We start from the raw sequence: 24,464 nt of genomic DNA on the forward strand, positions 1-24,464 counted from the left end.
ATTTAAGACGTGCCTTGCGGCACGCGAATGGAGAGACGGCAATGGCTGAGGCGCAAGTCAAGCATCACGACTATCATCTCGTCGACCCGAGCCCGTGGCCGGTGGTCGGCTCGATCTCGGCCTTCATCATGGCGTTCGGTGCGATCGGCTGGATGCACCACATGTTCTCCGCGGCACCGATCGTGTTCGGCGTCGGCACCATCGGCGTGCTCTACACGATGGCGAGCTGGTGGGGCGACGTGATCAAGGAAGCCCAGTACAAGGGCGACCACACCCGCGTGGTGCAGATCAGCCACCGCTACGGCATGATCCTGTTCATCGCCTCCGAGGTGATGTTCTTCGTCGCCTGGTTCTGGGCCTTCTTCAATTCGGCGCTGTTCCCGGCCGACGCGGTGCACGCCACCCGCGATGCGGTGTTCGGCTGCGGCGCCGGCACGGCGATGGGCGCCTGCTCGGTTCCGGGCACCTGGCCGCCGAAGGGCATCGAGACCTTCGATCCCTGGCATCTGCCGCTGCTCAACACGCTGCTGCTCCTGACCTCGGGCACCACCGTCACCTGGGCGCACCATGCGCTGCTCGAGAACGACCGTCAGGGCCTCAAGCAGGGCCTGATCCTCACCGTGATCCTCGGCGCCCTTTTCACCTGCGTGCAGGCCTATGAGTACGCCCATGCGACGTTCTCGTTTGGCGGCAACGTCTATGGCGCGACCTTCTTCATGGCGACCGGGTTCCACGGATTCCACGTGCTGGTCGGCACCATCTTCCTGCTGGTCTGCCTGATCCGCGCCTATGCCGGCCACTTCACGCCGAAGCAGCACCTCGGCTTCGAGTTTGCCGCCTGGTACTGGCACTTCGTCGACGTGGTCTGGCTGTTCCTGTTCATCTGCATCTACGTCTGGGGCCACGGCGCCGAGACGATGGCCCACGGCGCACACTAATTGCCGGCCGACGTGCTAAGAGGGGGCGGCCGAATGGCCGCCCTTTTGCTTTTGAAGAGAACCGATGACCGATACCCCGCCGACCGTCACTGAGAGCGCACTGCGCGGCATCGCCTGCCGCTGCCCGCGCTGCGGCAAGGGCAAGCTCTATTCCGGCTTCCTGACGCTGGCGCCGCGCTGCCAGGCCTGCGGCCTCGACTTCGCCTTCATCGATTCCGGCGACGGGCCGGCGATCTTCGTCATCATGCTGGCCGGTGCCATCGTGGTCGCGGCGGCGCTGATCGTCGAGGTGAAGTACCAGCCGCCGTTCTGGGTGCACGCCGCGCTGTGGCTGCCGTTGATCCTGGTCACCACGATCCTGCCGCTACGATCGATGAAGGCACTTCTGATCGCGCTGCAATTCCACCACAAGGCCGCCGAAGGCCAGTTGATCGAGCGCGACCCGAAATGAATGATACGACGACGCGTCGGCCGAGCGCGGCCGGCTTCGGCATTTTCACGTTGATCCTGATCGCGGTGTTTATCGCCCTCGGCCTCTGGCAATTGCAGCGCCGGGTCGAGAAGCACGCGCTGATCGCGGCGCTCGACGCGCGGCTGGCCGTCCCGACCGAGGCGCTGCCGCCGCCGTCGGCATGGCCGACGTTGACCTCCGCCAAGGATGAATTCCGCCGCGTCACGCTGACCGCGACCTATGCGAAGCAGCCCGACGCGATGGTGTTCAGCTCCGGCTCCGCGGTGCGCGACGACATTTCGGGTCCCGGCACCTGGGCGTTGCTGCCGGCGAAGCTCGCGAGCGGCGAGACCGTCGTGATCAACACCGGCTTTGTCCAGAACACGATGCAGGATCGCGCCTTCGAGGACCGCGTCGTCGGCCGCCTCGTCACCGGCGCGCCGGTTGAACTTACCGGCTATGTCCGCTTTCCCGAGCCACCGGGCCGGCTGACGCCGAAGGAAGATCCGGCGAAGCGGCTGTGGTTCGTGCGCGATCATCGCGCGATGGCGCAGGCGCTCGGTTGGGGCCAGGTCGCGCCGTTCTACATCGACCTCGAGGCTCCGGTGCCCGACAGCGGCACGCCGAAGCCCGGACCGCTCAAGGTGCGTCTCAAGGACGACCACATGCAGTACGCCATCACCTGGTTCTCGCTGGCCGCCGCGGTCACGATCGCCTTTGGCCTGTGGTGGCGCGGCCACCGGCGGCGCGCCTCTGGTCGAACCTAGTCTCATCATGGTTTGATTGACCCGCGAAGGAGACTTCGCGGCGAGCAAATCAGGGTGTGCCATGGAGAAATACGGCGCCGGGCCAATCGTTGTCCTGGACTATGACCCCAACTGGCCGGCCATGTTCGAGACGGAGCGCGCGAGGATCGAGCATGCGCTTGGCTCGCTGGCCCTGGCCATCGAGCATGTCGGAAGCACCGCAGTTCCGGGTTTGCCGTCGAAGCCGATCATCGACCTGATGGTCGGTGTTCCCAGCCTCGCGGAGGCACGGGAGCGCTGCATCGAGCCGATCGAGGCGCTCGGCTACAACTACATACCGGAATACGCGGCGTGGCTGCCTGGCGAGTTGTTCTTCCGCAAGGGCCCTCCGGGACCGTGGACCCATCATCTGCATGTGATGGAGCCATCCAATCCGCGCTGGGAAACGCTGCTGGTGTTTCGGGACTATCTTCGCGCGCACCCCGAGGCGGCCCGCGCCTATGCGGATATCAAGCAGGCCCTTGCTGCCTCCTCAAGGGAGGACATCGCGGCCTATCGCAACGGCAAAACTCGCTTCGTCGAGGAGACGACCGCGAAGGCCCGCGCGTGGCGCGCGGATCCGTCCGGTCGATAGTGCGGCCTTGCCACGCCTGCATGCCGCCGTAGCTCATGCATGGCCGCGCCGGGATCAATGACCCATAGGGGCGGGGCCGCCAAGCCTGACCTTGCGCAAGGTCAGCGCCAGCGGGATCGCCGACAGCGCGATCAGCATCAGGACCCAGAACGCGTCCATGTAGGACAGGAACGAGGCCTGGGTCTGCACCTGCTGCCCGATCCACTGGATCGCCTGTTGATGCGCCTGCGCCAGCGAACTGCCCTGGGCGACGAAGAAGTCGGTGATCTGGTGCAGCGTGTCCTGGTATTGCGGACTGGACGGCGTCACCTGCTCGACCAGCCGGCTCTGGTGGAATTGCTGGCGATGCGTCAGCACGTTGGACACGATCGAGACGCCGATCGAGCCGCCGGTGTTGCGCGCCGCGTTGATCAGCGCGGAGGCCTGGTCGGTCTTGTCGGGCGGAATGCCGTCATAGGACGCCGCCATGATCGGCACGAAGATCAGCGGCAGGCCGACGCCGATCAGCATGCGCGAGCGCGCCATGAACCAGAAGCCGAGATCGCCATAGACGTTGGTCATGCTGTACATCGAGGCGGCGATCACCAGCGCGCCGGCAACGATCAGGTATTTCGGCTGCACCCGGGCGGCGAGCCGGCCGACCGCGAACATCATCATCATGGTGACGACGCCGCCGGGCGAGAGCACGAGGCCGGCCCAGGTCGCGGTGTATCCGAAATCCTGCTGCACCAGTTGCGGCAAGAATTGCGTGGTGGCGAGCAGGATGGCGCCGGTCGCCAGCATCACCAGGAAGCAGGCGCCGAACTGCCGGGTTGCGACCATGCGCAGGTCGATCATCGGATTGCGCCGGGTCATCTCCCACGGGATCATCAGCACGAACGCCGTCGCGCAGATCACCGCAAAAGTGATGATGAAGGGCGAGGCGAACCAGTCGTCCTCGAGACCGCGGTCGAGCACCACCTCGAGCGCGCCGAGGAAGGTCGCGACCAGTGCGAAGCCGATGAAGTCGAACGTGTTGCCCTCGGGCTGCGCGCCCTTGGCTTTCGCGGTCGCGGGCTCCTGCAGCACGGCCGCGATCAGCGCGATCGCGAACACGCCGACCGGCGCGTTGATCAGGAAGCACCAGTGCCAGGAGAGGTTATCGGACAGCCAGCCGCCGAGCGTCGGGCCGACCACCGGCGCCACCACGACGGCAATGCCGAACACCGCGAACGCCTGCCCGCGCTTGGCCGGCGGGAACGCATCGGCGAGAATCGATTGTGCCACCGGCACCATGCCGCCGCCGCCAAGACCCTGCAGGATACGGAACAGTAGCAGCGCGTTCAGATTGGGGGCGAAGCCGCACAGGATCGAGCTGACGGTGAAGATGCCGAGGCAGATCAGGAAGAAGGTCTTGCGCCCGAGCGTGCGGGCGAGAAAGCCGGAGGCGGTCAGGATGATGGCGTTGGACACCAGATAGGTGGTGACCACCCAGGAGGCCTCGTCCTCGCTCACGCCCATGCCGCCGGCGATATAGGGCAGCGCCACGTTGGCAATGGTGGTGTCGAGCACTTCCATGAAGCTCGCGAGCGCAACCACGATGGCGATCAGCCAGGGATTGACGGTGGCGCTCGGCACCGGAACGCCTTTGGCGTCGATCGCGGCGGCACTCATCACAGCCTCCCGAAGCTCGACTTCTCAAGGCGCTCGACGAGGGACGGCGCCGCATCGATCCGCACTGTCGGGACGACGGACATGCCCGGGCCGAGCGCGACGTCGGTCGGCGGGTTGTCCATCACGATCTTCACCGGCACGCGCTGCACGATCTTGACGTAGTTGCCGGTGGCGTTCTGCGCCGGCAGCAGCGAGAACGCGGTGCCGGAGCCCGGCTGCACGCTCTCGACATGGCCCTGGATGGTGCGGCCGGGATAGGCGTCGATCTTCAGCGTCACCTTCTCGCCGGGGCGCATCTTGTCGAGCTGGATCTCCTTGAAGTTCGCGGTGACCCAGGTCTGGTCGGGCACGAACATCGTGAGATTGGTGCCGGCCTGCGCGAACTGGCCGACCGCGGCCGAGAGGTTGACGACGCGGCCCGGCTGCGCGGCGGTGACCGTCGTATAGGACAGATTGAGCTCGGCCTGGTCACGCTGCGCCTCGGCCTGGGCGAGGTTCGCGACCGCGCTCTTGCGCTGCGCCTTCAGCGACTCGACCTGGCGCTGCGCGAGGTTGAGCGTCGCCTGCGCGCTCAGCAGCGCAGCCTGCTGCTGATGCAGCTGCGAGGTGAACTGCTCGGAATTCTGCACCGTGCCGTAGCCGGATTGCTCCAGATGCTGGTAGCGCGTCGCCTGCTGCTGGGCGAACACCAGCGCCGCCTGCGCCTGGTCGACCTGGCCCTGGTTGGCCGATATCTGCGCCTGCTGCACGTCGAGCTGCGCATCGACATTCTCGATGTTGGCGCGGGCGGCCGCGACCTGCGCCTCGGCCTGCGCCAGCGCGACGCGATAGTCGCGGTCGTCGAGCCGGGCGATCACGTCTCCGGCCGCGACATGCTGGTTGTCGGTGACCGGGACGGCGGTGATGTAGCCGGAGATCTTCGGCGCGAGCGCGGACTGCCGTGCGGCGATGAAGGCGTCGTCGGTGGATTCGAAATGCCCGCTATAGTCCGTGTAGAGATAGCCGCCGCCGATTGCCGCCGCGAGCAGCACGGCGCCGATCGCGGAGACGACCGGACGGCGGCGCAGGAAGCCACGCTTCGGCGCCGTGCCGGCGACCTCGGGCGGGACGGTTGCCGGCGGGGCGGGCTGCTTGCCCGCGGGACGCTCCTGCGCCGGAGCTCGTGTCGTGATCTCCGGCCGCTCCGATGGGACATTGGGCTCATGCGAGGCCGGCGCCGAGGACGCCGCCTCGATGCCCTCATGTCCCGGTTGGTCGCGCTCCAAAACAGTGTCTTCGAACATGATGGCTGCTCCTGGCTAATAAGCGAGGTCCGGAGGGCCTTCGCAAAAGGAAACGATACCGTTCCGTTCTGTGCGGCAAATAGTCCCGCTGCGGCTCAGCGTCAATAAGAACGGAACTGTATCGTTCTATTTACAACTAGATGTGATAAGGCTATATTGCTTGATATTGCCGGCCTGACCGGCCCATCGAACCCGGGTCGATGCGATGACCACCAGTACCCTGAAGAAGCCGCGGGCAGCCAAAGCCAGGCCGGTGGAGGTGCGCGCCGGGCGGCCGCCGAAGGAGCTCGCCGGCGAGGTCGATGCGCGGATTCTCGAGGCCGCGCGCAAAGTCTTCCTGCAGCGCGGGTTCGAGGGCGCGAGCATCGACGAGATCGCGGAAGCCGCGCGCTCCGGCAAGCGGACGATCTATGCGCGCTTCCGCGACAAGCGGGCGCTGTTCACGGAAGTGGTGACGCGGGACATCCTGTCACGCATCGCCGAGTTCAAGGCCGATCCGCCGGTTGGCGCGACCATCGAGGAGCGCCTCACCAGCGTTGCCTCGACCCTGCTGCATTGGGGCTTCGACGCCGATCGGATCGGCCTGATGCGGCTCGCGATCGCGGAGGCGCACCGCTTCCCGGATCTCGCCGCCAACGTCAACCGCAGGGCGCGCGCGCTCAGCACCGAGCTCGGCATTCACCTGCTGCGCGAGCTGACGCAATCCGACAAGCTCGGCAAGCTGCCGGCCTTCGCGCCCGAACAGCTGCCGACCACGGCGCGGATGTTCCTCGACATCATCGCCGTGCCGATGCTGCTGCGGGCGTTGTTCGAGGTGGATCTGAAGGCGCTCGATCCCGAGATCGACGCCCATGTCGCGCGCGGCGTCGCGTTTTTCGTTGCTGCATGCCGGACCGGCTGGGTGGAGAATCCCAAGCCATAGGCATGCTCAGTCCGGCGCGCGCTCCACGGTGTGACGCAGCCAGACCATGCCGCCTTCCAGCGTCTCGCAATGGGTGAGCCGGAGCGACTGTCCGGCGCCGGGGCGGTCGCCGTCCGGGCCGTGATAGTCGACGATGCTTTGCGATCCGGCGACGCCGTCGACCGCCGGAAAGATCAATGTGCTGAACTCGTCGATCAGCCCGTGCTTGAGGAAGGCGCCGTTGATCCCGCCGCCGCCCTCGAGCAGCAGCGTCTTGGCGCCGAACAGGGCGGCCAGCTGCGCCACCGCGCCCGGCAGATCGTCGCCCTTCGTGCCGGCAAACAGATAGGACGCACCGTCCTCGCGCAGTTCGGCGAGATGCGCGTCGGACACCTGTTCGCCCAGCACCGCGACGGCATGATCGCCGCCGACATTGTCCTTGCCGAAATGCACGCGGCCCGACGGATCGATGCCAACAGCAAGCTTGCGGCCGTTACGATTGCCGAGATGCGCCTCGCGCGGCAGCCCCGGTGGGTTGGCGATCTGCCGCTCCGTTCCCTTGGCCATCTCGTTCATGGTGACGCGGCCGATGATCCATCCATCGGCATCGAAGCCGTCATGGATCCGTTCGTAGTGCGAGCGCAGCACGTCGGCCGGAATCCCGGCGGCGGCCTTGGTGAAGCGGCTGGGATGCAGCCGGCCGTCGATCGACGTGCCCATGTGGCAGATGATGTGGGGGCGCATAGGCTGAACTCTTCGGTGGGGATGACCGCGCCGCAGGGGCGGGTGGGGCGGTTTCAGATTTATAGGCGCGCAGGCAGGTTCTCAACGCCGATAACGCCGCGGCGATTCAACTTCGCTTGTTAATCGAACCAGCCGTGCCGCTTGAACCAGAGCACCGGCAGGATGCCGCTGGCGATGATCGCGGCCCAGGCCAAGGGATACCCAAACGTCCAGCTCAGCTCCGGCATCGCCTTGAAGTTCATGCCCCAGACCCCGACCAGGATGGTCGGGGGAACGCCGACCACCGACACGATGGTCAGGATCTTGAACAGGTCGTTCTGCTGGATGTTGATGAAGCCGAGCACGGCGTCCAGCAGCAGCTGGATCTTGTCCGACAGCCGGGTCTCGTAGTCGCCGAGCGAGGCGACGTCCTTGGTGACGGCTTCGAGCCGGCGCTTCGATGCCGATGTGATCCATTCATTGCCGACGTCGTCGGCGAAGCTCGCGACCCGGCCGACGCCGAGCAGCACGTCGCGCGCCTTCGCCAGCCGATCGGCGAGCTCGCCGATGTTCTCCAGCGCCTCGCGCAGCCTGCGGCTGGAGCGCACCGGACGCTTGGTCCGTACCAGGCCGCCCTTGAAGACGCCCCGCGACAGCCTGTCGGTCTTGGCGCCGAGATGCTCCAGCACGTCGGCGCCGCGATCGATCATGGCCTCGAGCAGCGCGGTGAACACGCACATGCCGTTCTGCAGGCTCTTGTCGGTGCCGATCCGCTTCATGACGTCGTCGAACGTGGTCAGCTGCGCGAACCGCACGGTGACCAGCACCTTGGGGCCGATCACGAAGCCGATATTGGTGATCTCGGCTTCGTTGTTGTCGTCGAGCCGCACCGCCGGCGAGCTCAGATAGAGCCGGTCATGGTCGGTGATCAGGCGGCTCGACGCCTCGATCTCGCCCAACGATCGCTCGGACGGGACGCGGATGTCGAGCACGCGCTCGACGAACTGCTTTTCGTCCTCGGTGGGATCGAGCAGATCGATCCAGATGATCTCGGACGGCAATTCCGCGCCGATGCTTCGCCAATCAGAGGTCGCCGACCTGTACAGCTTCAGCAATGATCGGGCTCCATGCATGGTGGGTCGTGCGTCCCACGACAATCGCGAGGGCCGCAGGGCCGTTCCATGCATTTGGAAGCCTGCCGGCACTCACTTCAGTCGATGAGAGGTTCCGCCGAGCTTTCTCAGCCGACGCAGGTCGCTTGCGGCCTCCGAGAGCAACCAATCGCGAAACGTCACGATCTTCGGCAGGTTTGCCGTCGCCTTCGGGCAGAGGATCCAGTAGGTCTTCGACAACGGCAGCGACTGCGGAAACGGCCGCGCCAGATGACCGTTGATGAGGTCCCATGCCGCCAGCGTGGTGCGCGCCAGCGCAATGCCTTGCCCATTGATGGCGGCATCAATCACCATGCTGGCGCGATTGAGGACCGGGCCATGCGTAGCGGCAGCATCGTCAAGTCCCGCTTCCTGAAGCCAGTTCTTCCAGTCGGCGCGACTGTCCATATGGATCAGCGGAAACTTCAGGATGTCAGCGGGGTTGTTCAGGCGTCGCTTGCCGGACAATAGCTTTGGGCTGCACACGGCAAATAGCTGCTCCGGGCTCAGCCGCACCGCGTCAAGCCCCGGCCAGTTGCCGTCGCCATGGCGTACCGCGAGATCCACTTCCTCGCGCGCGAAGTCGACGTGGTGCAGCGTGGCGGAGACGCGCAGGTCGATGCCGCTATGCGCCTCAACAAAGTGGCCGAGCCGGTGCACCAGCCATTTCGCCGCAAAATCCGGCGAGGTCGAAACCGTGAGCACACCGGTATTCTGCCGCTGCAACAGCCGCTCGGTGCCGATCGCGATGCGATCGAGTGCGTCGCGCACGACAGCGAGATAGTCGCGTCCGGCCTCGGTGATGATCAGGCGCTGGCGCTCGCGGTTGAACAGCTTGATCGCGAGCTCCGCTTCCAGCGCTTTCACCTGATGGCTGACCGCGCCCTGCGTGACACAAAGCTCTTCGGCCGCGCGCGTAAAACTCTCGTGGCGCGCGGCCGCCTCGAAGGCCTTCAGGGCATTGAGCTGCGGCAGGCGTGGGCGCATCGCAATACTTCATGAGAAAAATTAGGGCAGGCACGAGAAACGATGCTTTGCGGGAAACCGCCCCGCGCCATTATTGAACAGCTCCAGTGCAGCATTTTCAAGCAATTTGGAGCCCCGTCATGTCCGTCCTATTAACCGATACATGGTCGATCCCGCCGGTGCCCGCCGCCGACCCGGCCACTCCACATCATCAATCCAGCTCAGGAACGTCGCCAGGCGCTCCGCGCCCCGGATGGTGGAGCTTGCTTGACCGGCCGTTTCAGCGCATGGCGCTGCGCGCGATTGCCGATGACCCGCATCTGCTTCGCGATCTCGGCCTGACGCGCGAAGAGGCGCTGCGCGAGGCCTCCAGGCCGTTCTGGCGCTGAGACCAAACAGAAAGGAGAAACGGATGTCCGATCCGATCGTCTACGGTTTCCCACGCAGCAGTTTTGTCAACATCGTCCGCTTGATCCTCACGCACAAGGACGTAGCTTACCAATTCCACGACCTTGAACCGGTCATGGGCAAGCCCGATCACCTGGCGCTGCACCCGTTCAACCGTGTCCCAATTCTGAAACACGGCGATCTCACCGTCTACGAGACGAGCGCAATCGCCGCGTATGTCGACGAGGCCTTTGGCGGCGTATCGCTGACACCGAAAGACATCAAGGCGCGGGCGCGTATGAACCAGTGGATCAGCGCTGTTAACAACTATTACTACCCCTACATGATCTATCACGTGACGCATGAGCGTCTGGTTTTCCCGGAGCTCGGCATTGCCCCGGACGAGAAGGTCGTGGCACATGCGCTGCCCAAGGTCGAGACCGGGCTTGCGGTGGCCGAGCGCCAGCTTGCGCACGACAAGGATTTTTTGCTCGGGGACGAACTCTCGATTGCGGATTTCTATCTGCTGCCGAGCACGTTCGCCTTCAGCCTCACTGCCGAAGGGCAGTCGATGTATCCGAAATTCCCGGCATTCTGCCGCTGGCGGGAACGCATGGACAATCTGCCCGCAACGCAAAAGGTTCGCGCCGCCGTGCAACGGGTGCCGATCGAACACGCGCGCGAATGGGCTACTTCGCACCGGCCGAAATATTGACCGTCTCTGTTCGCGTGCAGAGCGCCCGGTTCCGGGCCAGAAACCCGTTTGTTTCCGAACAAAGGCGATGACGGAGCGTTAGCGCAGAGCAAGAGGAAGGGACAACACCATGAAGAATTCCATATCGGTTGCGTTCATCTCCGCGGTCGCAATGACCTTCGCATTCGCCGGAAGCGATGCAAAAGCACAGTCTACGCCTGTCCAACAGGCCCAGCCGCCTCAGCAGTCGGAGCAAACCCGCGAGCAGGATCGCAGTCGCGCCGAGGACGTCAAGATCGGGCGTGACTGGAAGGCTCAAGGCGGCGAGAAGGACCACGCCGGCCAGGCAACACCTGACGACAGCCATCAGACTGTCGGTCGAGACTGGCGAGCCCATCCAGAGAACCGGGACCGCCAGTAGCTATCGAGGCGGAATTGGCGACGCTTGGTGCGCGGCGTGACCTTCGAAGAAGGAAAGCGGAAAGCCGAAGGTCAATCCCGCACGTATCTCGTTTACCGGATGGCCTCCTGTGAGCGCGTGCCGGACCGCGATGTCGAAGCTGAGGTCGTCGCGCACACGATAGATCAGCCCGACCAACCCCGAGAACGTCTCCTCCTTGCCAAACTCGTTCTCGTAGAAGATCTCGGCGACGGGGCGCACCGTCCAGGTCATCGGTCCTTCGACAATAGCACCCACGAACACGTCGCCATGATGGTCGCGAGTGATGGCTGTCTCGGCATTCAGGTGAATGGTGCCCCAATCCCAGCGCTGCGAGACGATGCCGGCCAAGCTTACGCCAACGCCCGAATTGCCGGTACTGTCAGGAAGAAGGACGCCAAATTCGGTCGCAATGCTCGGACCGGTCTTGTCCTGCAGGCTACCGGGTACGACCACGTGCTTGAGAAACGCTCCGGCTGCAGTCAGGCTGGTCAGCCCGGGCGGAGAGAGCGACGTTTGTCCCTGGCCTTCGAAGACGGCTTCCCAACTCTCGCTCAAACCGTAGTTGAGAACCCAGGCCGGCGCGATCAGGCTCGTTCCACTCTCATCACGCAAACGTCCGGCCGGCTGCAGCTCGACCTCCATCTCACCTTTCTTGGCAACGGCGGCATCGGTGGCATCGAAGGGGCGATAGGCCGAGGCGGGGTCAGACCAGGCGATCAGTCCAAGAGCGACCATGAAGCGAGGCGCAAGGCGTCTCGAGCTGCGAAAGCCCCGGCTGCGTTTCCACATGCGCCGTCTCCCCACAAAGTCGATCTCAAGGCATTGGCTTGAACACCCAGATTGCCGCCGGTCCGGCAGGCCCCGCGCGGACCGCAACAAACATACGGTCCATCTCCGGCACAAAGAGCGATGTTCGTGCGCCCGTCGCCGTCGGCAGGCGCGCGATCAGTCGATAGGCCGCTTCATCAATCTCAAATACGTCGACGTATCCACCGCCGCAGCTCACATAAATGCGTCCGCGCTTTGCATCTACAAAGAGGTCGTCGGCATCGCCGCAAGTACCGGTGGCTGCAATCACCTTGCCGTCGGTCGAAAAGGCTGCAAGCTCGGCTGGGCTGCGATACACCAGGAGAACGCGACTTCGTTCGTGATCGATGGCCATCGCGAAATTACCGCCCTTGTCCAACGGCCAGCTGGTGAGTTGTTTCCCGGAAGCAACGTCCACCACCGCGACGGCTCGCGCGTCAGGCAGATTGACAAAGATGCGCCCACTATCGGGCTGAAGCTGGAAGCTTTCCGGATGTGCCTTAAGGAGTAGGCTCCGAACCTTTGTCCGGGTGGATGGGTCGACGACCGCCAGGCCACCATCGCCATAGCCGACGATGACGCGCTTGGCCGCCGCGTCGACCCGGATATTGTCGGCGTCGCTGCCGAGTTCGATTCGCCCGGTCGCCTTGTACTCGTTGGCTTCGTACAGCTGCACCGATCCGTCGCGGGCGTTGGCGACGTAGAGGGTGTCGGTCGACGGCTCATAGCCGACGCCTTGGGGGGCGCTCAATCCGGTAATGGTTCGAAGCAAACTGCGCGCAGCCAGATCGACGACGCCGACGCTGTCATTGCCGAGCTCGGCCACGAACAGTCGCTGCCGGTTCAGGTCGACCGCCAGGTGATCAATCCGACCGCGGACATCGCCGAGCAGGATTTTCGTTTCGAGCTGAAGGGGCGTTTTGTCTCCTGCCGATTCAGTTGCCGCTGCCAGCGTCGGAATGAGGGCGTCGATGCGCCGGACGATCTGATCCCGAGCCGACTCATAATCATCGATACCCAAGGGAATGCCGGACCAGTAGGTCACGTCGGCCCGTCCGTGCCGCTCGGCGGGGATCTGATCGAACGCCACCACCTGGTCCGCCGCGGCCGTGTCGTCCACGGTCAGCTGTTGCGGCGCGTTGGCCGCCTCCAGACCATCGAGTGCAAGGCCATCTTGGACCCTGACCGGCACCGACCGATAAAGGTCGATGCCGCGTGAGACCGCCCTGAATCGCAATCCGCGCTCCTGGGCAGCCTTGTTGAAATAGGCCGCCGCCATCTGGCTGTTCACTACGCCGTGCAGGCAGACAAAGACAACGATCTTGCCATCGTCCGCCGGCGCCGGCCGAGCCGATGTCAGCGCGATCGCAAGCAATATGGCGGCAACGCGCAGCGTCGCCTGGGCACTCCTGAGCAGCGTTCGCGTCGTCAGCATCTCACTTCAGCCCGGTTAGCACCCACGCCGGTTGCAAGGGCGCCCCTGTCATTTCTTGCAGGCTTTCTTACACATCTGATACTCGGACTCGCAGGTCGGCCCGGCATAGTTCTTCATGCACGCCTTTTGCTGATCGGCGCAGACCCGACAGCTGGTCTGGCCGATCGCAGCGTCCATCCCCACGAGAACTCCGACGACAACCATGGACATGATCGTGAGGCTTCGCATCGTTGATCCCTCCAAGACCAGAGTCAGCTTTTTGTCGTGGCCGTCTTGTCCAGCGCGGCGCGCAGGCCCTTGGCGAGCTTGATGGCGTCGTCATTGGCCCAGAAATGCATGAAGAACAGGCGCGGCTGTTCATCCAGCATGTGGCTGTGCAGCGCGGTGACGTCGATGCCGTGCGTCCGCAGCGCCATGATGACGGGGTTGACCTCGTCATTCGTCAGTACGAAATCACCGGTGATCGCCGCCTTGCCGCCGCCGGTCGGCTGGAAGTTGATGCCGATGGCGACGCCCATCGGACCGACCGGGCTCAATGCCATGCCCTGTTCGGTGATCGGATCGCGGCGGGGCACGTTGAACTGATAGACGCCGCCATTGGCCTGGCCCTTGACGCCGATGATCTGGTCGAGCTGAGCGGTGTCGAGATCGATGGCCGGCGGCGGCGCGGCCGTCGCCGCTGCCGTGAGCGGCGTCTTGCTTTCCGCGAGGCCATCCCGGATCGCGGCGGCGATCTTAACCGGGTCGCCGTGGCCGGCGACGTGCATGTAGAAGGTGGCCGGGCTCGCGCCAAGCAAATGGTTGTGCACGGCCGTGATCTGCAGGCCGTTTCCGATCATCTTCAGCATCACAGGGTTGATCTCGGATTCGAGCAGCACCAGGTCGCCCATCGCCATGACGCCGTCGTGCATGGGCTTGAAGGCGACCCAGCCACCGAGCGCCAGCGCCGGCTTGATGGTGACGCCGTCGAGCGTCACCGCAAGATCGCTCCGCGGAAAGCCGTAGCGATGCACGTCGCCGGTGACGGCGGGTTTTCTGCCCAGCACGTCGTCGACCTTCTGCCAGTCGATCGCCTGCGCATGGGCCGACGAGACGAACGGCTCGGTGAACACCTGCCAGTCGATCTTTTGCGCGCTTCCGCCCGTGGCGAAGAGGCACGCACCGACGCCGATCAGCGCCGAAATCGTGTGTCGCATTGGATTGCTCCCTTGAACCTGGTTTTCGATGCGTCGGAGCCCGGCTCTATTGCTTCGAGAGCCCGACGATGGTTCGGAACCCGGCGATGCTCTGCACCGCGATTTCGACGGGATCGCCGAAGCGGACGGCATTGAAGATCAGGCCGTCCTGAACTTTGAACGATTCGATCCGGTCCGGAGACAGCTGTATCAGCAGCGCGTCGTTGCGTTCATCGACGCGATCGACGACGCCGCGCAGCGTCTCGCTCGCCTGCGGATGGACCGTCGCCGCCTGCAATGTGACGGCCGCGTCCTGCTGCTCGTCGAGGGCGGCCGGTACTGCCAGGGTTGCGCCCGGCCACAGCACCGCCATGCACAGGGCCACAATAGCTCTCATCATGATTGTCTCTCCATCGATCGGTCGGCGGCTTTCGCGCGCGCAAGCTCAGTCCCGCTCCTGGACCTGGCCGCTGCTGTCGATCACGAGCCGCACCGGCTTGCCGTTCTTCATCGCCTTCGCCGTCGTGCCTTCGGCCGTCGACTTGACGTCGGTGACCTGGGCGTAGCCGGCGGCGCGAAGTTTCGCGACCAGCTCGTCCTGCGTCAGGGCATGGGCCGGCATGGCCGCACCCACGATCGTCAGTGCGAGAATCAAGTGGGAGAGTCTTCGTCTCTGCATGGTTGTTCTCCTGGTTGTGTTGTGCTGCCCCAGGTTCTTCCGATGCGTGCCGCTCCGCTCAGATGATGCCCGCGAGGCGCAGCAGCACGCCCGTGATGCAGGACGCGGCGAGGACACTGAGCATCCCGACATTGAAGCGGAAGATCGGGATCGCGGCGGCGATGGACAGCGCCAGCGCCGGCCAGTCGACGCTATCGGGCACCGGCGCGTCGAACGACAGGCCAAGCCCATGCACCGGCGAGGTTTGCCGAAACAGCGTGTGCAGCGCGAACCAGATCGACAGATTGAGGATCACGCCGACCACGGCGGCGGTGATCGCCGAAAGCGCGCCCGCCAGCGCCTTGTTGCCGCGCAGCGCCTCGATGTAGGGCGCCCCGACGAAGATCCACAGGAAGCACGGCGTGAACGTCACCCAGGTCGCGAGCAGCCCGCCGAGCGTGGCGGCAAGCATCGGCGACAGCCCGCTCGGCTCGCGGAACGCGGCCATGAAGCCCACGAACTGCACCACCATGATCAGCGGGCCGGGCGTGGTCTCGGCCATGCCGAGCCCGTCCAGCATCTCGCGCGGGCTGACCCAGTGATAATAGTCGGCGGCCTGTTGCGCGACATAGGCGAGCACGGCGTAGGCGCCGCCGAACGTCACCATCGCCATCTTGCTGAAGAAGATCGCGATCTGCGTGAACACGTCGCCGGGCCCGAGCGCAATGAGCAGGGTGAACACCGGCACCAGCCAGAGCGCGAGCCAGATGGCGCCGACCCGCAAGGTGCGCGATGCGTTGGGACGGACATGATCCGGCACCGCTTCACCGAGCATGCTGTCGATCACGGCGGAATTCTCGCCGCCATGCTCGATTGCCGCAAATTCCGGCCTGCCGAGGCGTGCGCCGACCAGCCCTGTAACCGCGGCGGCTCCGATGATCAGCGGAAACGGCACGGCGAAGAAGAAAATCGCGACAAAGGCGATCGCGGCGAGCGCGATCATCACCCGGTTGCGCAGCGCGCGCTTGCCGACCCGCACCACGGCCTGGATCACGATGGCCAGCACCGCGGCCTTCAGGCCGAAGAACAGCGCCTCGACAAACCCGACATTGCCGTATGCCGCGTAGATATAGCTGAGGCCCATGATGGCGAAGACGCCGGGCAGGATGAACAGCCCGCCCGCCACGATGCCGCCGAGCGTCCGGTGTAGCAGCCAGCCGATATAGGTCGCCAGCTGCTGCGCCTCCGGCCCCGGCAGCAGCATGCAGTAGTTGAGGGCGTGCAGGAAACGCCCCTCCGATATCCAGTTCTTCTCCTCGACCAGGATGCGATGCATCACCGCGATCTGGCCGGCCGGTCCGCCAAAGCTCAGGATGGCGACCCGCATCCAGACCAGCAGCGCCTCGTTGAAGGAGATGCCGTGCGCGGGCTCGTGCCCGCGCGCCTTCGCTGTCGTTGCGACGTCGGTCATGGCTTCACCTTGCTGGTCGGCCAGTTGTGCGTCTCCTTGGTCGCGTCGCGGCACCATCGGTAGAAGGCGTCGTAGAGCAGCAGCCCGGCGCTCAACTGCTCGAGGTCGTCGTCGAACATGCGCGACAGGCCGAGCGAGGCGGCGAGCAGCCCGGGCGCCTCCGGCGAAAGCTCGAGCCGCGCGGTATCGGCCGCCCGCACCATGGTCGCGAGCCGCTCCAGCGCCGGCGTCGCGAGGCCGAATTCCTTGACCATCACGTCGAAGGTGCAGAGTTCGCCGCGATGGCTCCAGAACACGTTCTCGATGTCGAACGGCGTGGCGTCGAACCGTTCGGCGACCGCCTCGACCTCCGCCGATGTGACGAACAGGAACACCGCCGCGGGATCGACGAAGCGGCGGATCAGCCATGGACAGGCGATGCGGTCGATCTTCGGCCGCGATCGCGTCACCCAGACGGTGCGGCCCCGCCCGTCGCGTTTCGGAATCTTGTCGGCGGGAACGGTGGGAAGGTCCGCTTCCCGCCAGCCGAGGTGGCCGCCCTCGAGAATCTCGGCCGTGATGTTGCTGCAGCGGAGCCAGGCGGCGGTGCCTTCGGCAAGCTTCTGCCCCTTCTGGCAGACCACGACCACGGACTGGCCGGTGAGGCGGGAAGCCCAGTCCTGGACATCGCGATGGGAGTAGCGGACCGCGCCCGGGATCAGGCGCGGATCGGCGGCGAAATCTTCATCGAGGCGAACGTCGACGAGCGTCGGCGCCTTGGCCGTGCCGATGAGACGGGACAATTTTTCGGATGAGATCGATGTGTATGACGACATGGTGCGCCCTTGGTGACAGGACGCGATTCTTGGGCATGTCGCCTCGCGGGGAGATCGCACATCCCCGTAGCCGCATCAAAAACCCTGATCTCCGGGCTGTCAACCGGACTTTGCCGAATCCGCAGCAATCGCCGATCGACAGTCACGAAAACTTCATCGGGCAGTTTGGAACGAACGTCCGCCGCAGGAGCGGCAGGCTGCCCCCTTCAATCGCCAACCGAAGCTGGCTCGCGCCGATGGGTCACCTCTCCATCTCCGGCGAGTTGCGAATAGGAACATACAATTCGTTGCCGAGTTGCGCGGTGGCAGGGACCAGCTCAGGTAGACGCCGGACACTGCGAACGTGTCGCGCTCCCGCCTGCATTCATTGGAGCAATGCCGATTGATGGACAGTCATTATTGGCATGCGACGCCTGTTGCGCTTGTCGCCATGCTGCTCATCACAACAACCGGCGGCGCTCTCGCCCACGATCATCAGCACCCCGACTTGAACGGTTGGTATGAGGGCTTGCACAGCAGCAAGGGGCCCTGCTGCGATGGCACGGATGCGCAGCACATTGACGACGTCGACTGGGAAACCAGGAACGGCCATTATCGGGTGCGCATCGATGGTGAGTGGGTTGACGTTCCGAACGAAGCCGTCGTGCCCGGGCCGAACCTGTCCGGCCGACCCATCGTGTGGCCCTACTACATAGACGGTCACCCGAAGGCGCGTTGCTTCATGCCTGGAAGCATGGGCTGACGCCCGTCGCTGACATCCCGCGCCCGCCATGCCTCGATGCGCGCCCAGCCGGCCGACAGCGTGGTTGACCAATATAGGGTACCCCCCTATATTACAATCATGTCGCATACCATCAAGCACAAGTCCAAGCTCGTCGGCCGGGTTCGCCGCATCAAGGGCCAGCTGGAGGCTGTCGAGCGCGCGCTGGAGTCCGAGATTGGTTGTGCCGACGTGCTGATGCTGGTGGCCTCGGTTCGCGGCGCCATCAACGGGCTGACCGCGGAATTGCTCGAGGATCACATCCGCCACCACGTCGTGGATCCTGCCCGTGAAAAGGATCCCGAGAAGGCGCAGGGCGCCGCGGACCTGATCGACGTCGTTCGTACCTATTTGAAGTGAGTGCCATGACCGACCTGTCTCAGCTGCTCCAGCAGAGCAGCGCGCATGCGTGGCTGTTCGTGCCCAGCGCGATCCTGCTCGGCGCACTGCACGGGCTCGAGCCCGGCCACTCCAAGACGATGATGGCGGCCTTCATCATCGCGATCCGCGGCACCGTGGTGCAGGCGGTGTTGCTCGGCCTGGCGGCGACGATCTCGCACACCGCCATCGTCTGGATTGTCGCGCTCGCAGGGCTTCATTTCGGCCAGCAATGGTCCGGAGAACGCAGCGAGGCCTGGCTGCAACTGGTGTCGGCGGTGATCATCATCGCGATCGCGGCCTGGATGGCCTGGCGCACCTGGCGCGAGCAGGCTGCCGAACACGATCACGATCATCACCATCATCACGACGAAACGCGCCGGCTGGTCCTGGCCGGACAAGCGCTGTCGCTCGAGGTCTTCGAGGAAGGCGTGCCGCCGCGCTGGCGGTTGCGCAGCGAGGCCGGTGTGCTGCCGGCGGCCGGCGACGTTGTCGTCGTGACGATCCGTCCCGACGGCAGCGAGCAACGCTTTCGTTTCGCCGGCCACAACGGCTATCTGGAAAGCATCGACGAAATTCCGGAGCCGCATGCGTTCAAGGCGCGCGTCTTGGTGCGGGCGGACACGGCGGAAGTCCTGTTCGAGGAACACGACCATGCGCATATGGATCTCGGCGACGAGGACGACGCGCATGCGCGCGCGCACGCAGCCGACATCCGCAAGCGCTTTGCCGGGCGCACCGTCACGACCTGGCAGATCATCCTGTTCGGCCTGACCGGCGGGCTGATTCCGTGTCCGGCGGCGATCACCGTGCTGCTGCTCTGTCTCCAGCTCAAGCAGTTCAGCCTCGGCTTCGTGCTGGTGCTTTGCTTCGGCATCGGGCTTGCGATCACCATGGTCTCCGCCGGTGTTGCGGCCGCGCTGAGCCTGCGTCATGTCGAGCGCCATTGGGCCGGCTTCAGCCGCTTTGCCCATCGCGCTCCCTACGTGTCGGCGGCGCTGATCGTGCTCGTCGGCCTCTACACGGGCTGGCTCGGGTTGCACGGGATCACGGCGTGATCCGGGATCACGGCCTGATCCACTTCGCCCCGCTTGCATCTTGAAACCTGCGCGAGGTGGTCTAGATTTGCCTCAAGGGGACAAGGCAGACTCCCCGTGAGACCTCGGTCCAAGCTCTGCGCGACATTCACCGTCGTGGAGCTTTCACATGGACACCGAACCACACACACTTCTTCGTTCCGAAAATCGTCGTTGCAGGATCGCTATCCTGTCGCGTGGCGACGCCGCGTCGCGCCGAGAGGCGACGGCGCAAAACAGCCGTTTTGCCCGCGTCTTCGAAGCGCTCGCCGCCTCCGGCATCGAGGCCGTTCCCGTCGTCTATGACGAGACATTCGCCGATGCCGTTCGCGACCAATTGCTGACCATGGACGGCGTTCTCGTCTGGGTCGATCCGATCCATCAGGGCAAGACGCGCGCGGCCCTCGATCCGCTGCTGCGCGAGGTCGCGGCGAAGGGACCGTGGGTCAGCGCGCATCCCGACGTCATCCTCAAGATGGGCGTCAAGGACGTGCTGTACCGGACGCGTCGCCTGGGCTGGGGCGCCGACACCCATCGATACGCCACGGTCGATGCGTTCCGCGCCGAATTTCCCGCGCGCTTGCGCGCGGGCGGTCCGCGCGTGCTCAAGCAGAACCGCGGCAATGGCGGGCAGGGCGTCTGGAAGGTGGAAACCGTGCCGAACACCGACGCGACGATTCGCGTGCTTCATGCGCTGCGTGGCAGCCGGCCGGAGGAGATGTCGCTGGTTGACTTCATGGCGCGCTGCGAGCCGTATTTCGGCTGGGGCGGCTGTATCGTCGATCAGGCATTCCAGCCGCGCCTGCCCGAGGGCATGATCCGTTGCTATGTCAGCGGATCGAAGGTCGCGGGCTTCGGGCACCAATTGATCAAGGCCTTGATCCCGCCGCCCCCGCAAGGCCCGGATTCTCCGGAAGCTCAACCTGGACCGCGCATCATGCACGGCCCCGATGCCCCGCAATTGCAGAGGCTGCGAAGGTTGATGGAGGACGAATGGATCCCGCAAATGATGGCCGCGCTGACGATCGATGAAGCGTCGCTGCCGGTGATCTGGGATGCCGATTTCCTCTACGGTCCGCGCGACGTTGATGGTGCCGACACCTATGTGCTCTGCGAGATCAACGCGAGCTCGTGCTTTGCGATCCCCGACGAAGCGCCGGCGGCGATCGCGCAAACGGTCGGGAATCGCATCGGCCGGAACATGGCGAGCGTGAGGTGAGCACGCCCTTCAGGCTCCCTCTCCCGCATTCGCCAAGAGGCGACGGCGGATAGGTGGGGGAGGGAGCCTGCCGCCGATGCTTGACGCACGCGTGGGTCGTCAATCAATTTGTTCTGATTTTCGGAATTCAACTTGACAGGTCCCCCAACTCAGATGTTCAATACATCCATCTCACCCGATCGAGGGGCGCTTCGCGGTCGTCACGAACGCGGCGTGGGATGCGGTGGACGCCGAGCGTGGTGCTGACGAGAGCGCGCGAAGCGGACGGTGAAGTCGTGTGGTCCTGACGCCCTAGCGGCAGGTGTCTTTTCGCATTGCGCGATGCGCGTTGTGAAGACGGTGACAACAAAGCCCAGTCTCACCGGGGAGAGCACGTATAAGCCGTAGCCCATCGCGCAGGGAAAGCCGGGCTGCTCCGGTTACACCTGTGGTCCTACCGCCGAGCTTTCTACCCATTGCTCGGGGCCCATGGGTGCGATCGGCGCCCGGCCTTCCATGCGCCCTCTGTCCAAGAGAGGGCGGAACGAACAGCAACGCTCGGACAAAATCGTGTCGCGAGAATGTGGATGTATGGCTCACAGATCGTGCAACACACTCGGCGTCGTCCCGGCGAAGGCCGGGACCCATTACCCCAAATGCCAATGATCGCGCGACGCTGGGGCCACAGCCTTCTTCAACTACTCGACCCTGTGGTTATGGGTCCTGGCTTTCGCCAGGACGACAACGATGAGTCCCCTCCACAACAACCGCCGCGGAGTATGGGTCCCTGCTTTCGCAGGGACGACGGTTGTGTTTGCGGCGCGCCCGTCAATCTCCCTCAGCAGCGCCGCTCACCACTCGTCCCGCGACCCCGAAGCGCGTGCTTCGGGCTACCCATTGCCAGTCCGATCTTCTATGGTGAACCGTTCGGGTCGCATGAGGCGAACTCGATAAATCCATGATATCAAAGGCTTAAGGCTCTAATCGAAGCCTTTGGAGGGCGGTTTGACGCGGTATATCTCGACCAGGGGTGAGGCCCCGGTGCTTGGCTTCTGCGACGTGATGCTGACCGGGCTTGCCCGCGACGGCGGGCTCTACGTGCCCGAGACCTGGCCGCAGCTGTCGCCCGAGACCATCGCCACCTTCTTCGGCCGTCCCTATTGGGAGGTCGCGGTCGAGATCATCCGTCCGTTTGTCGCCGGCGAGATTTCCGACGCCGAGCTCGGCCGCATGGCCAACGAGGCCTATGCCACGTTCCGTCATCCCGCGGTGGTGCCGCTCGATCAGGCCGGGCCGAACCAGTTCCTGCTCGAGCTGTTCCACGGGCCGACCCTGGCGTTCAAGGACGTCGCGATGCAGCTGATCTCGCGGCTGATGGATCACGTGCTGGCCAAGCGCGCGCAGCGCACCACCATCGTGGTCGCGACCTCGGGCGATACCGGCGGCGCCGCGGTCGAGGCATTTGCCAATCTCGACAATGTCGACCTCGTGGTGCTGTTCCCGAACGGCCGCATCTCCGAGGTGCAGCGCCGCATGATGACGACGACCGGCGCCGCCAACGTCCACGCGCTGGCGATCGAAGGCACCTTCGACGATTGCCAGGCGCTGGTGAAGGCGATGTTCAACAACCATCGCTTCCGCGACACGGTGGCGCTGTCGGGCGTCAACTCGATCAACTGGGCGCGCATCGTCGCGCAGGTGGTCTATTACTTCACCTCGGCGGTCGCGCTCGGCTCGCCGCAGCGCACCGTCGACTTCACGGTGCCGACCGGCAATTTCGGCGACATCTTCGCGGGCTATGTCGCGAAGCGGATGGGGCTGCCGATCCGGAACTTGCGCATTGCGGCCAACGTCAACGACATCCTGGCGCGCACGCTGAAGACCGGCATCTACGAGGTGCGCGAGGTGCACGCCACGACGTCGCCGTCGATGGACATCCAGGTGTCGTCGAACTTCGAGCGGCTGTTGTTCGAGGCGAGCGGCCGCGACGCCGATCAGGTCCGCCGCCTGATGGCCTCGCTGAAGCAGTCCGGCCGCTTCGTGCTGCCGGATGCGACGCTGGCCGCCGTGCGCCGTGACTTCGACGCCGGCCGCGCCGACGAGACCGAGACGGCGGCGGCGATCCGCGCCGCCTGGCGCGAGGCCGGCGACCTCGTCGATCCCCACACCGCGGTGGCGCTCGCAGTCGCCGACCGCGACACCTCCGATTCCAGGATTCCGAACATCGTGCTGTCGACCGCGCACGCGGCCAAATTCCCCGACGCGGTGGAAGCCGCCTGCGGGGTGCGTCCGCAGCTGCCGGTCTGGCTCGGAGGCCTGATGAGCAAATCCGAACACATCACGGTCATGAAGAATGATTCTGCCGAGGTCGAGCGCTTCGTGCTGTCGGTCAGCCGTGCTGCCAAGCAGGGAGTTGCCTGATGGGCGTTGAAATCACCAAGCTGCCGAGCGGCCTGACAATCGTCACCGACACCATGCCGCATCTGGAAACCGCGGCGCTCGGGGTCTGGGCTGGCGTTGGCGGGCGCGACGAGAAGCCGAACGAGCACGGCATCTCGCATCTGCTCGAACACATGGCGTTCAAGGGCACGGCGCGGCGCTCCTCGCGCGAGATCGTCGAGGAGATCGAGGCGGTCGGCGGCGACCTCAATGCCGGGACCTCGACCGAGACCACGGCCTATTACGCGCGGGTGATGAAGGCGGATGTGCCGCTGGCGCTCGACGTGCTCTCCGACATCCTCGGCAACCCGTCATTCGTGCCGGACGAGCTGGAGCGCGAGAAGAGCGTCATCGTGCAGGAGATCGGCGCGGCGCAGGATACGCCCGACGACGTCGTGTTCGAGCATCTCAACGAGCTCTGCTATCCGGAGCAGCCGATGGGGCGCTCGCTGCTCGGCACCGCCAAGACGCTGAAGGCCTTCGACCGCGACATGCTGCGCGGCTATCTCTCGACGCATTACCGCGCCCCCGACATGGTGGTCGCGGCCGCCGGCGCGGTCGATCACGCGCGGATCGTCGAGGATGTCACGCAGAAGTTTGCAAGCTTCGAGGCCACGCCGGCGCCGAAGCCGCAGGCCGCGATGTTCGGCAAGGGCGGCTCGCGGGTGGTGCATCGCGACCTCGAGCAGGCGCATCTGACGCTGGCGCTTGAAGGCGTGCCGCAGACCGATCCGTCGCTGTTCTCGCTGCAGGTCTTCACCAACACGCTCGGCGGCGGGATGTCGTCGCGGCTGTTCCAGGAGGTGCGCGAGAAGCGCGGGCTGTGCTACTCGATCTACACCTTCCACGCGCCCTACACCGACACCGGCTTCTTCGGCCTCTACACCGGGACCGATCCGGCCGACGCGCCGGAAATGATGGAAGTCATCGTCGATGTCATGAGCGACGCGGTCGAAACCCTGACCGAGGCCGAGGTCGCCCGCGCCAAGGCGCAGATGAAGGCCGGCCTGTTGATGGCGCTGGAAAGCTGTTCATCCCGGGCCGAACAATTGGCACGCCATGTGCTAGCCTATGGCCGGCCGCAGACGGTGGAAGAACTGGTGGCGCGGATCGACGCGGTCAGCGTCGAATCGAGCCGCAACGCCGCCCGTGCCCTGCTGGCGCGCAGCCGGCCCGCCGTTGTCGCGCTCGGCAGCGGCAGGGGTCTGGACACGGCGGTGGCTTTTGCGGAAGGATTGACGACGTCGAAGGCAAAGACGCTGCTGCATTAAGAATTCTGCTTA

General features: G+C 65.0%; 26 protein-coding genes. 14 read left to right on the top strand and 12 right to left on the bottom strand.

Going from position 1 to position 24,464, the window contains the following annotated elements; all coding sequences use genetic code 11:
* The first annotated feature begins 41 nt into the window (after positions 1 to 41).
* From PMN64_RS06450 to PMN64_RS06465, 4 genes are all read left to right on the top strand, one after another.
* The gene (locus PMN64_RS06450; protein ID WP_028338984.1) at positions 42 to 938 is read left to right on the top strand and encodes a cytochrome c oxidase subunit 3; all 897 of its coding nucleotides are present in this window, start codon (positions 42 to 44) and stop codon (positions 936 to 938) included.
* A 64-nt stretch (positions 939 to 1,002) separates the two neighbouring features.
* Positions 1,003 to 1,389 (top strand): DUF983 domain-containing protein, encoded by a 387-nt coding sequence (locus PMN64_RS06455; protein ID WP_026191934.1) that lies wholly within the window; start codon positions 1,003 to 1,005, stop codon positions 1,387 to 1,389.
* Positions 1,386 to 2,156, top strand: a complete 771-nt coding sequence (locus PMN64_RS06460; RefSeq protein WP_411780101.1) for an SURF1 family protein — start codon at positions 1,386 to 1,388, stop codon at positions 2,154 to 2,156. The genes PMN64_RS06455 and PMN64_RS06460 overlap by 4 nt, the downstream gene beginning before the upstream one ends.
* A 61-nt stretch (positions 2,157 to 2,217) precedes the next feature.
* A complete protein-coding gene (locus PMN64_RS06465; protein ID WP_411780102.1) occupies positions 2,218 to 2,769 on the top strand; it encodes a GrpB family protein in 552 nt (183 codons plus the stop codon).
* A 54-nt stretch (positions 2,770 to 2,823) separates the two neighbouring features.
* Here the strand turns inward: PMN64_RS06465 and PMN64_RS06470 are convergent, their stop codons facing one another.
* Both PMN64_RS06470 and PMN64_RS06475 read right to left on the bottom strand, forming a co-directional pair.
* Complete coding sequence (locus PMN64_RS06470) at positions 2,824 to 4,422, bottom strand: DHA2 family efflux MFS transporter permease subunit (protein WP_411780103.1); 1,599 nt, start codon at positions 4,420 to 4,422, stop codon at positions 2,824 to 2,826.
* The gene (locus tag PMN64_RS06475; protein ID WP_411780128.1) at positions 4,422 to 5,687 is read right to left on the bottom strand and encodes an HlyD family secretion protein; all 1,266 of its coding nucleotides are present in this window, start codon (positions 5,685 to 5,687) and stop codon (positions 4,422 to 4,424) included. The genes PMN64_RS06470 and PMN64_RS06475 overlap by 1 nt, the downstream gene beginning before the upstream one ends.
* A 223-nt stretch (positions 5,688 to 5,910) precedes the next feature.
* Between PMN64_RS06475 and PMN64_RS06480 the strand changes: the two genes are divergently transcribed.
* The gene (locus tag PMN64_RS06480; protein ID WP_411780104.1) at positions 5,911 to 6,627 is read left to right on the top strand and encodes a TetR/AcrR family transcriptional regulator; all 717 of its coding nucleotides are present in this window, start codon (positions 5,911 to 5,913) and stop codon (positions 6,625 to 6,627) included.
* Between the two features lie 6 nt (positions 6,628 to 6,633).
* Here the strand turns inward: PMN64_RS06480 and PMN64_RS06485 are convergent, their stop codons facing one another.
* The 3 genes from PMN64_RS06485 to PMN64_RS06495 all read right to left on the bottom strand — a co-directional run bounded on the left by PMN64_RS06485 (position 6,634) and on the right by PMN64_RS06495 (position 9,467).
* Positions 6,634 to 7,350 carry a dihydrofolate reductase family protein gene (locus PMN64_RS06485; RefSeq protein WP_411780105.1) on the bottom strand — a complete coding sequence of 239 codons (717 nt, stop codon included), beginning with the start codon at positions 7,348 to 7,350 and terminating at the stop codon, positions 6,634 to 6,636.
* Between the two features lie 119 nt (positions 7,351 to 7,469).
* Positions 7,470 to 8,444 carry a magnesium transporter CorA family protein gene (locus PMN64_RS06490; RefSeq protein WP_411780106.1) on the bottom strand — a complete coding sequence of 325 codons (975 nt, stop codon included), beginning with the start codon at positions 8,442 to 8,444 and terminating at the stop codon, positions 7,470 to 7,472.
* Between the two features lie 90 nt (positions 8,445 to 8,534).
* Positions 8,535 to 9,467 (bottom strand): transcriptional regulator GcvA, encoded by a 933-nt coding sequence (locus PMN64_RS06495; RefSeq protein ID WP_411780107.1) that lies wholly within the window; start codon positions 9,465 to 9,467, stop codon positions 8,535 to 8,537.
* Positions 9,468 to 9,709: 242 nt separating this feature from the next.
* Between PMN64_RS06495 and PMN64_RS06500 the strand changes: the two genes are divergently transcribed.
* The 3 genes from PMN64_RS06500 (at position 9,710) to PMN64_RS06510 (ending at position 10,948) form a co-directional block, all read left to right on the top strand.
* Positions 9,710 to 9,835 carry a hypothetical protein gene (locus PMN64_RS06500; RefSeq protein WP_411780108.1) on the top strand — a complete coding sequence of 42 codons (126 nt, stop codon included), beginning with the start codon at positions 9,710 to 9,712 and terminating at the stop codon, positions 9,833 to 9,835.
* Between the two features lie 23 nt (positions 9,836 to 9,858).
* Positions 9,859 to 10,548: a glutathione S-transferase family protein gene (locus PMN64_RS06505; RefSeq protein WP_411780109.1), complete on the top strand. Its 690-nt coding sequence runs from the start codon at positions 9,859 to 9,861 to the stop codon at positions 10,546 to 10,548.
* Between the two features lie 109 nt (positions 10,549 to 10,657).
* Positions 10,658 to 10,948, top strand: a complete 291-nt coding sequence (locus PMN64_RS06510) for a hypothetical protein (RefSeq protein WP_304497455.1) — start codon at positions 10,658 to 10,660, stop codon at positions 10,946 to 10,948.
* Here PMN64_RS06510 and PMN64_RS06515 read toward each other — a convergent pair whose 3' ends face one another.
* The 7 genes from PMN64_RS06515 to PMN64_RS06545 all read right to left on the bottom strand — a co-directional run bounded on the left by PMN64_RS06515 (position 10,949) and on the right by PMN64_RS06545 (position 17,330).
* Positions 10,949 to 11,758, bottom strand: a complete 810-nt coding sequence (locus tag PMN64_RS06515; protein ID WP_411780110.1) for a hypothetical protein — start codon at positions 11,756 to 11,758, stop codon at positions 10,949 to 10,951. It abuts the gene before it with no gap.
* A 25-nt stretch (positions 11,759 to 11,783) separates the two neighbouring features.
* On the bottom strand, positions 11,784 to 13,211 hold the full coding sequence (locus PMN64_RS06520; protein ID WP_411780111.1) for a hypothetical protein: 1,428 nt from the start codon (positions 13,209 to 13,211) through the stop codon (positions 11,784 to 11,786).
* A 251-nt stretch (positions 13,212 to 13,462) separates the two neighbouring features.
* The gene (locus tag PMN64_RS06525; RefSeq protein ID WP_411780112.1) at positions 13,463 to 14,407 is read right to left on the bottom strand and encodes a DUF1259 domain-containing protein; all 945 of its coding nucleotides are present in this window, start codon (positions 14,405 to 14,407) and stop codon (positions 13,463 to 13,465) included.
* 46 nt (positions 14,408 to 14,453) lie between these two features.
* Entirely contained in the window at positions 14,454 to 14,759 is a 306-nt protein-coding gene (locus PMN64_RS06530; RefSeq protein WP_411780113.1) for a hypothetical protein, read from the bottom strand.
* Positions 14,760 to 14,831: 72 nt separating this feature from the next.
* Positions 14,832 to 15,065: a hypothetical protein gene (locus tag PMN64_RS06535; protein ID WP_411780114.1), complete on the bottom strand. Its 234-nt coding sequence runs from the start codon at positions 15,063 to 15,065 to the stop codon at positions 14,832 to 14,834.
* A 58-nt stretch (positions 15,066 to 15,123) separates the two neighbouring features.
* Positions 15,124 to 16,515 carry a chromate efflux transporter gene (chrA, locus tag PMN64_RS06540; protein WP_411780115.1) on the bottom strand — a complete coding sequence of 464 codons (1,392 nt, stop codon included), beginning with the start codon at positions 16,513 to 16,515 and terminating at the stop codon, positions 15,124 to 15,126.
* Positions 16,512 to 17,330: a chromate resistance protein ChrB domain-containing protein gene (locus PMN64_RS06545; protein ID WP_411780116.1), complete on the bottom strand. Its 819-nt coding sequence runs from the start codon at positions 17,328 to 17,330 to the stop codon at positions 16,512 to 16,514. Before PMN64_RS06545 ends, chrA begins: the two co-directional genes overlap by 4 nt.
* Positions 17,331 to 17,715: 385 nt before the next feature.
* Here PMN64_RS06545 and PMN64_RS06550 point away from each other — a divergent pair, with 385 nt between their 5' ends.
* From PMN64_RS06550 to PMN64_RS06575, 6 genes are all read left to right on the top strand, one after another.
* The gene (locus PMN64_RS06550; protein ID WP_240536796.1) at positions 17,716 to 18,072 is read left to right on the top strand and encodes a hypothetical protein; all 357 of its coding nucleotides are present in this window, start codon (positions 17,716 to 17,718) and stop codon (positions 18,070 to 18,072) included.
* A gap of 99 nt (positions 18,073 to 18,171) precedes the next feature.
* Complete coding sequence (locus PMN64_RS06555) at positions 18,172 to 18,450, top strand: metal/formaldehyde-sensitive transcriptional repressor (protein WP_016847064.1); 279 nt, start codon at positions 18,172 to 18,174, stop codon at positions 18,448 to 18,450.
* Between the two features lie 5 nt (positions 18,451 to 18,455).
* Positions 18,456 to 19,526: a nickel/cobalt efflux transporter gene (locus tag PMN64_RS06560; RefSeq protein ID WP_411780117.1), complete on the top strand. Its 1,071-nt coding sequence runs from the start codon at positions 18,456 to 18,458 to the stop codon at positions 19,524 to 19,526.
* 148 nt (positions 19,527 to 19,674) lie between these two features.
* Complete coding sequence (locus tag PMN64_RS06565; protein ID WP_411780118.1) at positions 19,675 to 20,763, top strand: Cj0069 family protein; 1,089 nt, start codon at positions 19,675 to 19,677, stop codon at positions 20,761 to 20,763.
* A gap of 984 nt (positions 20,764 to 21,747) precedes the next feature.
* Positions 21,748 to 23,163, top strand: coding sequence for a threonine synthase (gene thrC, locus PMN64_RS06570; protein WP_026191928.1), 1,416 nt, complete (start codon positions 21,748 to 21,750; stop codon positions 23,161 to 23,163).
* Positions 23,163 to 24,452, top strand: a complete 1,290-nt coding sequence (locus PMN64_RS06575; RefSeq protein WP_411780119.1) for a M16 family metallopeptidase — start codon at positions 23,163 to 23,165, stop codon at positions 24,450 to 24,452. Before thrC ends, PMN64_RS06575 begins: the two co-directional genes overlap by 1 nt.
* The last annotated feature ends 12 nt before the right edge of the window (positions 24,453 to 24,464 follow it).

The organism is Bradyrhizobium sp. UFLA01-814, assembly GCF_046718885.1.
In the GTDB taxonomy this organism is placed as follows: Bacteria; Pseudomonadota; Alphaproteobacteria; order Rhizobiales; family Xanthobacteraceae; genus Bradyrhizobium; species Bradyrhizobium elkanii.